Source organism: Celeribacter baekdonensis (assembly GCF_900102315.1).
GTDB lineage: Bacteria > Pseudomonadota > Alphaproteobacteria > Rhodobacterales > Rhodobacteraceae > Celeribacter > Celeribacter baekdonensis.
Window position 1 is genome coordinate 41,155 of record NZ_FNBL01000008.1, and the last position, 12,953, is coordinate 54,107.

Below are 12,953 nucleotides of genomic sequence, written 5' to 3' on the forward strand. Positions count from 1 at the left end.
CAGATGATGTATTCTGCCCGGCATAATGTTTATTTCGCGTGAACTTTTTCGGGTTTGATCAACCATTCTTTGCCACGCAACATGGCTTTCCAATAGACCGGCGGCAGGATTTGTTCTTTCAAAATCCAAGCCTTACGCGTGGGTTTCGTGCCATCCAAAAGCCATTTTGGAAAAGACGGCAACAACACCCCGCCATAGCCGAATTCGGCCAAAACGATCTTGCCCTTCTCAACCGTGAGCGGACATGAGCCATAGCCATTATAGGCCGATTGCGGTGATTTCCCGTCGATGTCGGCGGCAATATTGTCGGCCACCACCGGGGCCTGCATCCGGGCTGCGGCGGCGGTTTTGGCATTGGGCGCGTTCATCACATCGCCCAAGGACCAGATGTTGTCATACTCTTTGTGGCGCAGCGTGACCTGATCCACATCGACCCATCCGGCGGCATCGGCCAGCGGCGAGACGCGGATGAAATCCGGCGCGACCTGCGGCGGCACCACATGGATCATGTCGAAATCGACGGTGATCATCTCCTTTGCCGCGTCGGGTTTGGCGATCTCGAACGTGGCGGTTTTGCCCGGCCCGTCAATGGCCACAAGGTTGTGGAAGAAATTCACATTGGCACCGTAGCGCGCGATGTACCCCTCAAGTGCGGGCACATAATCTTTGACGCCAAACAACACGCCGCCCGCATTCATGAAATCAATCTTGATATTGGGCAAAACGCCGCGCGTTTCCCACTCATGCGCCGAGAGGTACAGCGCCTTTTGCGGCGCACCGGCGCATTTGATCGGCATCGGCGGTTGGGTGAAAATCGCCTTGCCGCCCTTCAACTCCTGCACCAATTTCCAAGTGTAAGGTGCTAGATCATAACGATAATTCGAGGTCACGCCGTTTTTGCCCAAGGTCTCGGTCAGGCCCTCAATGCCTGTCCAATCGAGTTTCAGCCCCGGACAGACGACAAGGCGATCATATTTCACCACCCGGCAGCCGTCCAAGATCACCGCGTTGTTTTTCGGTTCAAACGCCGCCACGGCGGATTTGAGCCAATGCACCCCGCGCGGGATCAGGCTGCCCATGGTTTTGGCGGTGGTCTGCGCGTCAAACACGCCCGCGCCCACCATGGTCCAGCCCGGTTGGTAATAATGCGTGCCCGCCGGGTCAATGATCGCAATCTCAAGATCAGGTTTGCGCGCCTTCAAAGACGACGCCAGCGCCACCCCCGCAGCCCCGCCACCGACGACAACCACGTCGAATTTGGCATCTTCGACACTGTCCGTCGGCGTCACCCCGCCATTGGCAATGCGCCGCGCCACGCCCGACATGTCATAGCCTGCGGCTTTGGTCGCGGCCAAAATATCGACCACGGATTTCTCTTTCGCCATCGCCAAAGACCACAGCGTCGTGGTGCGCGTGCCCGTGCGGCAATAACCAAACACCGGACCGGGCAATTCGGTTAAAGCGGCGCGAAAGGCCTCCGCCGTCTCTTCGGTGACAATGCCCGGCGTGACCGGCAAATAAAGAAATGCCAAACCTGCGGCCTCGGCGGCGCGCTGCATTTCCTCATGGGCCGGCTGATCGGGGGCCTCGCCATCCGGGCGGTTACACACCACCGCCCGAAAGCCACGACGGGCCAATTTCGCCATGTCATCGACCTGAATCTGTCCCGACACGGACAATCCATCCGTGATTTTTTTAATGTCCATGCTGCGTCTCCTCGCAAAGCAAGACGAGTCCGGCTCCCGCCCGGACCTGTCCCAAAACCGTACATACCCCGTTCGGGGTCGTGAAAGCCGGGACAGAGACGCAAATGGGCGCGTCTTAGCCCCTTAGAAAATCAACCATCGCGCTCAGGTCATAGCCTGCGCCTGCGGCCTGTTCGACAATCTCATCGGCGGACAAGATGCCGATTTGGGTCAGCGCCCAAGTGGTGCAAGAGCGCGTGCCGGAGCGGCAATAGGCATAGACAGGACCGTCCAGTTCGGCCAAGGCCTGTGCCATATCCGCGATCAGATCGGGGGTGAATTGCCCCGGCATGACCGGCAAATAGAGGTAGCTCAGCCCAGCCGCCTTTGCCGCCTCTTCCATCACATCCGACGACAAACCCGCCTCGACTTCCATATCCGGGCGATTGTTGATCAGCGTTTTAAAGCCTTTCTCGGCCAAACGTGTGACCTCGTCGGGGGTGATTTGGCTGCTGACCGTCAAAGTGTCGTTGATCTTGTTGAAATCCATGTCTGATCTCCTGATGTGCGTGGGGCCGCCCTGCCCGTTTCTCGGGCCTTTTGGCGACAAAGCGGCAACGCGCCCCACGACATCAAAAGAGGTCTTAGAGCCCGTTCACCGGAACCTTCAGGAATGTCTTGCCATCCTTATCCGCCGGGGGCAACTCACCCGCGCGCATGTTGACCTGCAAAGACGGAATAATCAGCCGTGGCATCGCCAATTGTGCATCGCGTTCCTCACGGAATTTGACAAAATCGGCCTTGGTTTTGCCGCCGCCAACGTGGATGTTATGGGCCTTCTCGTCGCCCACCGTGGTTTCCCACGCAATGTCGCGGCCATTCGGGCCGTAATCGTGGCACATGAACAGGCGCATGTCGTCCGGCAAGGCCAGCAGTTTTTGGATGCTGTCAAACAAGATGCCCGCATCGCCCCCCGGAAAATCGGCGCGCGCCGAGCCGCCATCGGGCATAAACAACGTGTCGCCGGTAAAGGTCGCGTTGCCCATGGTGTGGGTCATACAGGCGGGCGTGTGGCCCGGCGTGTGCATGGCGAAACAGGTCATTCCGCCAACCTGATAGGTGTCGCCGTCCTTGAACAGGCGATCAAATTGCGAGCCATCGCGTTGGAATTCCGTGCCCTCGTTGAACACTTTGCCAAACACGTCCTGTACAATGGTGATGTTTTCGCCAATGCCGATTTTCCCGCCCAGCTTGTCCTGAATATAGGGCGCGGCAGAGAGGTGATCGGCATGGACATGGGTCTCGATCAACCATTCGAGTTTCAGGCCCTGCTCCTCGATATAGGCGATGATCTCGTCCGCACTTTTGTAGGAAATACGCCCGGCGGCGTAGTCAATATCCATGACGCTGTCGACCACCGCACAGGCGTTGGAGGCCGGGTCTTTGACGACATAGGAAATCGTCCATGTTTCCGGGTCAAAAAAGGCTTTCACCTCGGGGTTGACCGACATATCGACGGGATAATTCGATGCCATTTCTCTCTCCTCTTTTCATTTCAATCGACGCGGACGCTCAATTGGCCCGGCCTGCGGCCTTGGCCGCCGTTAACGTCATCATAAACTTGGCGACAAAAATCCCCGCCACAAGTGCGACAAAAAACACCCAGACATTGGCATCCAGTGCGCCAAGTGCCGGAAGCGCGCCGCCCGGACAAAACCCCGCGATGCCCCAACCGACGCCAAAGACCAGGGAGCCCCCCACCAGTTTGGCGTCAATCACCCGGCTCGTCGGCACGATAAAACGCGGCTCAAAGGCCGGGGTCTCATAGCGTTTGAACAGGGCGCGGTAGCCAAAGAAACTCACCGTCACAGCCCCGCCCATCACAAACACCAGCGAGGGGTCCCAGGTCCCGGCAAAGTCAAAAAAATTCAACACTTTCGCCGGATTGGCCATGCCGGACATGGAAATCCCAAGACCAAAGATCAGCCCGGTGAGATAGGTCAACAGATGTTTCATCACGCCCCTCCCACCACTTGGCCGAACACATGACGGATCAGATAGACCGTCACCGCCGTCGCGAACATAAAGCTCAGCGTGGCCACAATCGAGCGCGGGCTCAGCCGCGACATGCCGCACACGCCATGGCCCGAGGTGCAGCCCGACCCGTAGCTCACGCCGATGCCAACGATAAACCCGCCGATGATCAGCGCAGGTGTCGACACCGGCACCTCAACCACCGGCATATGCCCGGTCAACGCCGCAAAGGCCAAAGGCCCCGAAGCCATCCCCGCCAGCAAAATCGCCCGCCACGCCCAATCCGACGAGTTCGCCGGGGTCAAAAACCCGGCCAAAATCCCGGTGGCACCAAAAATCCGACCCTGAAGCGCCATCAGCAACACGGCGGCAGCGCCGATCAAAAGCCCACCGATGAGCGAAGCCCATGGCGTAAACTCGGTTGGCGAAAATTCCGTGATCATTCTGTCTGCCCTCCCGAAAGAGGGGCTTTGGTATCAGCCCAATATGTCATCTGTGCATGTCCTCCTACGCGGGTTTCCCGCTTGTATGCGCCCAGTCTATGCGAGCGCAAACGCTGCTGTCGGTGAGTTTGTCACATAAGAGGGGTGATGGGGGGATTTGTGGGGGGATACGGTGGACTGTGGGCTGAGTGCGCGTTCTTTTTGAGCGGTCAGACGTCGGTTGGTGGCCCGGAAGCCGCGATTAAAGCAAAGTCCTACGGAAAGAAAAGCTGGCATTAAGGGCTGCAAGGATGGATGACGGCAATGCGGACCTTGCCGACCTTCACGCCTCTTTTTCGAATGACTGCTTCCATTGAAAGCACTAATTAGTTTTAAATCTATAAGATGCAAATTTGACTTATTTTCTTAAACTGGAGACTGGATCAATGGCAAGGCGCAGTAGCGGTGGCTTTGGCCTCATAATCCTGGGTTTCATTGTGGGCGGGCCAATCCTTATTGGCCAAAAAATATTTGAAGGGGACCCTACAGTGATAGCAGTCGTAGCGGGCGCTATTGCACTGTTGATTGGTTGGAAAATTACGTCTAAGCGGCACGGCGAAAGACAGGCGGAAGAAGCACAGAAACAGGTGCTATCGATAGTCGATCAACACAAAGAAGCACTTGTTAAGCTTCATCGACAAAAGGTCTATAAAGGCGATTATGGTGAACTTCGGTTCGAAGCTTTTGAAAAAGAAATCCGTTACTTTTTCCATAATGTTTTGCTACCAGAAATGAATGTTTCATGCGGCATCTTACAGCTTCCGGAGTTCTATCAATACGTTGTGGCAGCAGTCTATTCTGTTGTGGGAGACGCGGAGCCAATAGGCGTTGATCTGGATGCAATTCCATCCGATCCATTTGAATTTGAATACTGGACAGCTGATGTTTTGTGTCAGAGCGGGTGGGACGCTCAAGCTACTCAAGGCAGCGGCGATCAGGGTTCTGATGTGGTTGCGAAATATCATGATCATACATGCATCATTCAGTGTAAGCTGTACAAGAGCGCAGTAGGCAACAAAGCCGTTCAAGAAGTTGATGCCGCTCGGACCTTTTTTGACGGCGATAGCGCAGTCGTGGTCGGGAAAAGTGGATACACGCGATCTGCCAAGCAGTTGGCCCATAAGAATGGTGTACTTTTACTTGATGTGTCAGATCTGCCGCAGCTTTCCAGCATTCTTAAACTAGAATAATGCAATTAACGGCAGGTGCATGCGGCACCACAGAGCCAACATTCGTGCTTCCCACAGCATCAAGCACCTCGGGCTCAACCCCGCCATTCGCTGCATCCATGCTCAATGGCGGCTTTGACGTGACATCCCTTTCCGCCAGAGATCACTCCCCCTGCGCGTCCGCCCGTGACTTACCCGACACGTTGAGCGCCAAGGTGGCGGCCATGAAGCCGTCGAGGTCGCCGTCCAGAACGCCTTTGGTGTCGGAGGTTTCAAAGTTGGTGCGAAGGTCTTTGACCATCTGATAGGGCTGCAACACGTAGGACCGGATTTGGTTGCCCCAGCCGGCGTCACCGGCGTTCTCATGCGCCTCATTCACCAAGGCGGAGCGTTTGTCCAATTCCATTTGATAGAGGCGCGATTTGAGGGCCTTCATTGCGATGTCACGGTTTTGGTGTTGGGATTTCTCCGAGCTGGTCACCACGATCCCGGTCGGAAAGTGGGTGATCCGCACGGCGGAGTCGGTGGTGTTGACGTGCTGACCGCCCGCCCCCGACGAGCGATAGGTGTCGATGCGAATGTCGGAGGGGTTCACCTCGATCTCGATATTGTCGTCCACCACCGGGTAGACTTTGACCGAGGTAAAAGATGTGTGGCGCTTGGCGGCGCTATCAAACGGCGAAATGCGCACGAGGCGGTGCACACCAGACTCGGATTTCAACCAGCCATAGGCATTGGGACCGGAGATTTTATAGGCGGCGGATTTGATGCCCGCCTCTTCGCCCGCGCTCTCGGATTGCAATTCGACCTTATAGCCCTTTTTCTCCGCCCAACGGACATACATCCGCGCCAGCATCGAGGCCCAGTCACAGGACTCGGTGCCACCCGCGCCGGAGTTGATCTCAAGGAACGTGTCATTGCCATCGGCCTCGCCATCCAACAACGCCTCAAGCTCTTTCTCAGCCGCCGTTTTGGTCAGCGCCATCAGTGCCGCTTCGGCCTCGGTGATGACCTCCTGGTCCTCTTCCATCTCGCCCATCTCAATAAGCTCGATGTTGTCTTTCATATCCTGTTCGATGGATTTCGCGGTGTTCACCGCATCCATCAACATCTGGCGCTCGCGCATCAGTTTTTGCGCCCGCTCGGGATCGTCCCAAAGGGTCGGGTCCTCGATCATCGCGTTGAATTCCTCAAGCCGATGCGGCGCAGTTTCCCAATCCAGTCGCTGCTTGAGCAGTGCCACGGATTTTTCGATTTTGGCCACAGTGTTTTGGATTTCAGCGCGCACGGGTGTCTTACCTTATTCTTGTCTCAACGTTCAAAGCGTCTCAGGAGCTCAGCGCCTAAGGGGCTCAGCCTGTGTGGAGATTTACGCGCACCGCCCCCAAGAAACAAGGGGGCGGACAGGCGGATCTTGCGAAAGGGTTTAATACAGCCCGCCCGAGGACAGCGAGTTGATCTTGGCCTTTTCGGGCACTTTGATCACCTTGCCCGTCGAGGTCTGAACCTCGCGTTGACCACTGCCATCGCTCGCACCCGACACCAAGGGCAAATCCGCCCCCATGGCAAAGCCGCCATCATACATCAGACCAAAGATCGGCTCTTCGCCATCGCGGAAATATTCGGCCACCACATTCGGACCCGAGGCGTCATCATTGAGACGGGCCCCCGTATAGCGGTCGATTTTGATGAAATGCCCGCCCGGTGGCACTTTGAATTTGCCGCCACCGTATTTCTTGACCGCGTCTTGCATGAAGGCGTCAAACACCGGGCCACAAAACCCGCCGCCCGACGCACCAGACATCGCCCGCGGCGTGTCATAGCCAATGTAACAGCCCGCGACGATATTGGAGGTAAAGCCAATGAACCACGCGTCTTTGCCGTCGTTCGTGGTCCCGGTTTTACCCGCAACAGGCACGTTCAAATGCACCCTGCCGGCGGCGGTGCCGCGCGAGACCACGCCCTGCATCATCGAGGTCAATTGATAGGCGGTGATCGCGTTCATCATCCGTTCGCGATTGGCCGTAATGGTCGGGGCTTTGCCCGGCGCAAGTGTGGCGACCTCGCATTCAGGGCAAGCGCGTTGATCATGTTTGTAGATGGTGCGGCCCCAACGGTCCTGCACCCGATCGACCAGCGTCGGCTCCACCCGCTCGCCGCCATTGGCGAACATCGCATAGGCCGAGACCATTTTGAACACGGTGGTTTCTTCGGCGCCCAAAGCCGAGGCCAGATATTGCCCCATGTGGTCGTAAACGCCAAAGCGTTCGGCATAACGCGCCACCGTGTCCATGCCGACCTCTTGTGCCAGACGGATGGTCATCAGGTTGCGCGACTGTTCGATCCCGGTTCTGAGCGGCGTTGGCCCGTAAAAGGTGCGCGAGGCATTTTTTGGCCGCCAGACACCTTGGGGTGTGTTGATCTCAATCGGGGCGTCCACGATGATCGTCGCGGGCGTAAACCCGCTGTCCAAAGCCGCCGCATAGACGAAGGGTTTGAACGAAGAGCCCGGCTGACGTGTGGCCTGTGTGGCGCGGTTGAACACCGAGTTTTGATAGCTAAAGCCGCCCTGCATCGCGATCACACGGCCGGTGTTGACGTCCATCGCCATGAACGCGCCCTGCACCTGCGGCACCTGCCGCAGGCTCCAGCGGATCAGATCGCCCTCACCATTGTTGCCGGTGGTCATGCGCCGGACATGGACCACATCGCCACGCTCAAAATTGTCGCTGAACCCGCCTTTGATCCATTTGATGTCCTCACGCGGCACCGTGACTTCGCCGACCTGTTCGACCATCACCGTCATCTCCGAGGAGCCAATGGTGTTGACCGCGCCGACCGACCATTTGCCATCGAGCGTCACGTCGCGCGCCACTTGCACAGCCTCAAGCGCATTTTCCCATGTGCCATCCTCCAGCGTGGCCACATCAATCGACTTGCCCGTGCCGCGCCATTGGCCCCGGCCCCGGTCCAACTCTTCGAGCCGTTTTTGCAACGCATGCGCAGCACTGGTTTGCATCTCCGGGTCCATGGTGGCGCGGATTGAGAGGCCGCCCTCAAAGAACTCCTCTTCGCCAAAGTTCTTGGACAATTGGCGGCGGATTTCGTCGGTGAAATAATCGCGCGGCGGCAGGCTTGCACGGAAGCTCTCGTAATCGCCGTTTTGCACCGATTTGATCGGTTTTTCCCGCGCCGTTTCGTACTCCGCCTGACTCAAATAGCCGTTCTCATACATCTCGCGCAAAACGAAATTGCGCCGTTTGAGCGCCGCATCATAGTTCTTCACCGGGTGATAGGAATAGGGCGCTTTCGGATGAATCGCCAGAAACGCCGCCTCTTCCGCGGTCAGCTCTGAGAGCGATTTGTTGAAATAGGACTGTGCCGCCGCCGTCACCCCAAAGGAGCGCACACCAAGGTCAATCTCGTTGAGATAGAGCCCAAGGATTTGATCCTTGGTCAGGGTCTGCTCCAACCGGGTGGCCAGGATCAGCTCTTTGATTTTACGTTCGGCGGAGCGATCCGAGGACAGCAAAAAGTTTTTCATCACCTGTTGGGTGATGGTCGACGCACCACGCAACGCGCCGCCTTTGGCCGCATCCAGCGCCGCCGCCGCCATGCCGCGCAGATCATAGCCGTGATGGGTGAAGAAATTTTTATCCTCTGCCGACACAAACGCATATTTCACCAGATCGGGGATTTCTTCGGGCGGGGTATACAGGCGACGTTCCTTGGCAAATTCGTCGATGATTTTGCCTTCACCGGAATAAATCCGCGAAATCGTCGGCGGCGTATATTGCGCCAAGGCTTCGTGATTGGGCAAATCGCGCCCATACATCCAAAAAATCCCGCCAATGGCCAAAGCCAACAGAAAGGCCCCCGTGGTCACCCACGAGAAAATCGTCCCGAAAAAAGAGAGGATAAATCGAAGCACTTGATTGCCTTTCCCACCACCTGACCCGGCCCTGACTCGCATCAACGCCCGATCTTTGCTCCTCCTTATACAGGCACGGCCTCCGGGTCAAAACATCCCCCGCGCAAATGTGAGCAGAAAGACGCCGCTTGTGATCGCCGCTTGCACAGTGAGGCTTGCCCTGCCCCGTCTGCACGCCTATCTGCTCATCACTATGACACCCGAAAACATCCTACCCACCTACGAACGCCAAGCCAAAGGCTTTGATCGCAACCGCAGCAAGGCCCTGTTTGAACGGGTCTGGCTGGACCGGCTCTTGGCCCACGCCCCGCAAAGCACTGGCAAACGCCGGGTGCTTGACCTTGGCTGTGGCGCAGGTCGGCCGATTGCGCAATATCTGGTGGATCGCCGGGTTGAGGTCACGGGCGTCGATGGCGCGGCGGCCATGGTCGCCTTGTTCCAAGAGAACCTGCCCAATGTGCGGGTGTTTCACGAGGACATGCGCGGGCTCGACCTGCAAGAGACCTTTGATGCGGTGATCGCCTGGGACAGTTTCTTTCACCTCTCGAAAGACGACCAACGGGCGATGTTCAAAACCTTCGCCCACCACCTCGCGCCCCGCGGCGTGTTGTTGTTCACCTCCGGGCCTGAGGACAGCGAAGTGATCGGCAATGTCGAAGGCGAAGACATCTACCACGCCTCGCTTGGCCCCGACGAATACCGCGCCCTGATGACTGAGCAAGGCATCGAAGTGCTGCGCTACGTCCCCGAAGACCCCGAATGCGATTTCCACACAGTATGGATGGCGCGTTTGGCGGGGTGATGGGGCTGCCAGATGTCGGTAGAGCGGGACTTTTGAGACATTCTCTGCGGTTGCGCCAATGTCGGTTTTCTGTCAGCCCATCTTACCCTGTCGGGGATCGTCCGGATCAAAGGTGCATCCGGGATAGTCCAGCAAAAAAGATGCCAACTTAGGGCTGGCTTCGTGGATATGCGGATACAACTTCGCCACGACCGATGAATCGTGGTTGTCAAACGCTCCCAATTCCCCACAAATGAAATCAACGGGTTCAGCATATGCAAACATTTGCACGGAGTGAGCTATTCTTGGGCTGCCATTTGCTGTGGCAAACCCCTCTAGTGCATAGGCTGAAAGCATCAGGTCAAAGGTCGCAAGACTAAGGCAACGTTCTGCGATTGTCAGGTGGTTCTCTGTAAACCACTGTTCGAGTTTGGTAAGAACCAATAGGTCTTCGGCCGTCAGCCATTCACGCTCCGGTATCCACGAATGCTGGTGATCAGCGATTTTCGTGGATATCCCCCGGTATTTCCCCCTTGGCCCTGTTCCGTCACAACCTGTTCCGCCAACGCTGCATGCACAGTGGATTACGTGGGAAAGAAAGAGATACGTTTCTTCGAACGCTTCATCTGTCGAAGGTGAGAGTGCCACCAACCAGGGTAAGGACGCATAAGTCGCAGGGTAGACATCATCCTGATGGTGCAATTCTTCCCAAAAGAGTTCTTTTGCAACGGAGATGTCCCATTCCCTAAAAAGGTTTTTCAATTGAACGTTGACGGAGCGATTGCCGTAAGGGCCATACAGACGACTCCAGATTTCATCTTCAAGATCAATCTTCATAGGGGTCCTTAGTTAAGGCAAATGAACGGCAATCCCAGTATAGCTTACCACGCAATAGCCGACTTTCAATCGTTCCGCAGCATCCGGCACAATGGCCTCAAACCGGACATCCCACCAAACACCTACCGATGTTCAAGAAACGCGTGCGCCTCCAAAAGGCTGTCGGCGAGGCCGTCGAAAAAGCCCGGCACGCCAATATCTATCAGGTCTGACGGCGCGTTTTCGTCTTGCGTTGTCGCGCTTTTGGCGGGCTTCACATGGACAAGCGCGGTGGGCGTTTCAAGCAACTCCCGATAGCTTGCGCCTTTTCCGTGTTTGAGCACGTTGATGGCGAGATAATAGATGTGGATGCGCTCAGCGAGATCCCCGCGTCCGGCTTCTTTGAGCGCGGCGGTCAGTTTGCGTGAAAACGGGCCGCGTTTGAAATGGTGCTGCATCCGCGCCTCGAACAGGGTAAAGGCATCCACGGCGGCCAATTCAAGCGCGACTTGCGCGGCGCGAAGGTCTTGTGCGTTGGACGAAGTCTGCCCTGCCAAGATGATGTCTTCGGATGTCTTTGCTTTGGCCTGTGCCGCCGCAATCAGGTCCGGCACGCTCTGTGACGCTGTCATCGTTCATGTCTCCGTATGGGTTCTCCCTTCCATACGCGAAGCGGCGCGGAATGACAGGGCGAAACGATTCATCTGAGCCGCGTAAACTCAGTTACGGGGGCGCGAGGCGCATAAAGCGACCTCATTTCCGCAATTTTCCCATCGCCACCCGTTCCTCATCCTGCCAGACATAAAGTGCGTCGCGGATGGCCCAGGCGGCGCGGGTGCGCCAGGCAGGGTCATTGAGTTTGGCGCGGTCTTTGGGCGAGGACAGAAAGCCCAACTCCAACAACACAGAGGGCATATCCGGGGCTTTGAGCACGGAGAATCCGGCTTCCAAGCGCGGGCGTTTGTGCATCCCCACGCTGGCTTGCAACTGCGTCACCAATGCCTCGGCCAAACGGTCGGTGCGCGGTGTGGTCTCATTACGGACCATGTCCATCAACACGCCGGCGATCACATCGTCTTGATCGCTCAAATCCACGCCCGCCAATAAATCCGCCCGATCATGGCGTTCGGCCAGTTTTTGCGACGCCGCATCCGAGGCGCGATCGGCCAAAGTATAAAGCGTCGCGCCCTCGGCCCGGCCTTCGGAAATCGCATCGGCATGGAGCGAGATAAACACCTCCGCCCCCGCCTCCCGCGCCAAGGTCAGGCGGGTTTCGAGCGGCACGAACGTGTCATCATTGCGGGTCAAGGTGACGTCAAAGCCACCGGCGCGGATCAGCACATCCTGCAATTCACGCGCGAAACTCAGCATCAAATCCGCCTCGCGCACACCATCGCGTTCGGCACCCGGATCAATGCCGCCATGGCCTGGGTCCAGCACGACCTTCAACGGCCCCTCGCCAAATTTTTTGCGTGGGATCACCGCATCGTCCGGCTTGGAGCGGCGGACAAGCTGCGCCTCCAACGGCGTCCCGGCCCCCAAAGCGAAGTCGTCAGAGGCAATCGGATCAAGGTTGAGCCGCAACACCGCCCCCGCCTCATCGCGCGACATTTCGGCATGGACCAGCCCGTAAGGACCGGCCAAATCCATCACCATGCGCGACCAGCCGGGGACAAACCCGCCGACCCGCAGGTCGGTGACGCCCTCAGCCGTGTCAAAGGCCTGCGCGTCAAACCCGGTCCAATCGACCTCGGAAAAATCCACGACGATGCGTCTTGGATCATCGAGAGAGAAAATCCGAAACGGCACAGGTTGGGACAGGCGCAGCATCATCTCAAGACTGTCCCCCTGATCGACCAGCGCCGAGGCCGAACTGTCGGCACGCGCCAAGGCGGTCAGCCCGTCTTGCGCCTCAGCTGTGTGGACCATGGGAAAGACGGCGAGCGCAGAAAGAGCCAGAGCTTTGAAAACCTGCATCGAAACCTCATAAAACCGGCCGCGTGTCCGACCTTTGGCGCAGTGTAACCGCCGAAGGCCGATCTGAACAGCCATCAG

The 12,953-nt window shown here is 57.3% G+C and carries 12 protein-coding genes; 2 read left to right on the plus strand and 10 right to left on the minus strand.

Features of this window, described 5'->3' with window-relative positions; all coding sequences use genetic code 11:
• Positions 1–29 precede the first annotated feature (29 nt).
• From BLT54_RS13750 to BLT54_RS13770, 5 genes are all read right to left on the minus strand, one after another.
• Positions 30–1,706: a bifunctional protein tyrosine phosphatase family protein/NAD(P)/FAD-dependent oxidoreductase gene (locus BLT54_RS13750; RefSeq protein WP_074645882.1), complete on the minus strand. Its 1,677-nt coding sequence runs from the start codon at positions 1,704–1,706 to the stop codon at positions 30–32.
• A gap of 115 nt (positions 1,707–1,821) precedes the next feature.
• The gene (locus BLT54_RS13755) at positions 1,822–2,235 is read right to left on the minus strand and encodes a protein tyrosine phosphatase family protein (RefSeq protein WP_074645883.1); all 414 of its coding nucleotides are present in this window, start codon (positions 2,233–2,235) and stop codon (positions 1,822–1,824) included.
• Between the two features lie 94 nt (positions 2,236–2,329).
• Positions 2,330–3,220: an MBL fold metallo-hydrolase gene (locus BLT54_RS13760; protein WP_074645884.1), complete on the minus strand. Its 891-nt coding sequence runs from the start codon at positions 3,218–3,220 to the stop codon at positions 2,330–2,332.
• Between the two features lie 37 nt (positions 3,221–3,257).
• On the minus strand, positions 3,258–3,701 hold the full coding sequence (locus BLT54_RS13765; protein WP_074645885.1) for a DUF6691 family protein: 444 nt from the start codon (positions 3,699–3,701) through the stop codon (positions 3,258–3,260).
• Entirely contained in the window at positions 3,701–4,162 is a 462-nt protein-coding gene (locus BLT54_RS13770) for a YeeE/YedE family protein (protein WP_074645886.1), read from the minus strand. Before BLT54_RS13770 ends, BLT54_RS13765 begins: the two co-directional genes overlap by 1 nt.
• A 392-nt stretch (positions 4,163–4,554) precedes the next feature.
• Here BLT54_RS13770 and BLT54_RS13775 point away from each other — a divergent pair, with 392 nt between their 5' ends.
• Complete coding sequence (locus BLT54_RS13775) at positions 4,555–5,391, plus strand: restriction endonuclease (protein ID WP_245708009.1); 837 nt, start codon at positions 4,555–4,557, stop codon at positions 5,389–5,391.
• A gap of 142 nt (positions 5,392–5,533) precedes the next feature.
• Here the strand turns inward: BLT54_RS13775 and prfB are convergent, their stop codons facing one another.
• Together prfB and BLT54_RS13785 are read right to left on the minus strand one after the other, a co-directional pair.
• A complete protein-coding gene (gene prfB / locus BLT54_RS13780) occupies positions 5,534–6,658 on the minus strand; it encodes a peptide chain release factor 2 (RefSeq protein WP_074645888.1) in 1,125 nt (374 codons plus the stop codon).
• Between the two features lie 138 nt (positions 6,659–6,796).
• Positions 6,797–9,301, minus strand: coding sequence for a penicillin-binding protein 1A (locus tag BLT54_RS13785; protein WP_074645889.1), 2,505 nt, complete (start codon positions 9,299–9,301; stop codon positions 6,797–6,799).
• Between the two features lie 130 nt (positions 9,302–9,431).
• Between BLT54_RS13785 and BLT54_RS13790 the strand changes: the two genes are divergently transcribed.
• On the plus strand, positions 9,432–10,103 hold the full coding sequence (locus BLT54_RS13790; RefSeq protein WP_083351821.1) for a class I SAM-dependent methyltransferase: 672 nt from the start codon (positions 9,432–9,434) through the stop codon (positions 10,101–10,103).
• Positions 10,104–10,175: 72 nt separating this feature from the next.
• On the opposite strand, the gene BLT54_RS13795 is transcribed toward BLT54_RS13790, so the two are convergent.
• The 3 genes from BLT54_RS13795 to BLT54_RS13805 form a co-directional block, all read right to left on the minus strand.
• On the minus strand, positions 10,176–10,919 hold the full coding sequence (locus tag BLT54_RS13795) for a hypothetical protein (protein ID WP_074645890.1): 744 nt from the start codon (positions 10,917–10,919) through the stop codon (positions 10,176–10,178).
• Positions 10,920–11,041: 122 nt separating this feature from the next.
• Complete coding sequence (locus BLT54_RS13800; RefSeq protein WP_074645891.1) at positions 11,042–11,530, minus strand: hypothetical protein; 489 nt, start codon at positions 11,528–11,530, stop codon at positions 11,042–11,044.
• A 121-nt stretch (positions 11,531–11,651) separates the two neighbouring features.
• A complete protein-coding gene (locus tag BLT54_RS13805) occupies positions 11,652–12,950 on the minus strand; it encodes an N-acetylmuramoyl-L-alanine amidase (RefSeq protein WP_083351827.1) in 1,299 nt (432 codons plus the stop codon).
• Positions 12,951–12,953 lie beyond the last annotated feature (3 nt).

What these genes read in the sequence shown, in the direction of transcription:
- BLT54_RS13760 (WP_074645884.1), bottom strand. Translation starts at nt 3,220, where the DNA reads ATGGCATCGAATTATCCCGTCGATATGTCGGTCAACCCCGAGGTGAAA.
- BLT54_RS13755 (WP_074645883.1), bottom strand. Translation starts at nt 2,235, where the DNA reads ATGGATTTCAACAAGATCAACGACACTTTGACGGTCAGCAGCCAAATC.
- BLT54_RS13750 (WP_074645882.1), bottom strand. Translation starts at nt 1,706, where the DNA reads ATGGACATTAAAAAAATCACGGATGGATTGTCCGTGTCGGGACAGATT.
- BLT54_RS13805 (WP_083351827.1), bottom strand. Translation starts at nt 12,950, where the DNA reads ATGGCTGTTCAGATCGGCCTTCGGCGGTTACACTGCGCCAAAGGTCGG.
- BLT54_RS13765 (WP_074645885.1), bottom strand. Translation starts at nt 3,701, where the DNA reads ATGAAACATCTGTTGACCTATCTCACCGGGCTGATCTTTGGTCTTGGG.
- BLT54_RS13795 (WP_074645890.1), bottom strand. Translation starts at nt 10,919, where the DNA reads ATGAAGATTGATCTTGAAGATGAAATCTGGAGTCGTCTGTATGGCCCT.
- BLT54_RS13770 (WP_074645886.1), bottom strand. Translation starts at nt 4,162, where the DNA reads ATGATCACGGAATTTTCGCCAACCGAGTTTACGCCATGGGCTTCGCTC.
- BLT54_RS13800 (WP_074645891.1), bottom strand. Translation starts at nt 11,530, where the DNA reads ATGACAGCGTCACAGAGCGTGCCGGACCTGATTGCGGCGGCACAGGCC.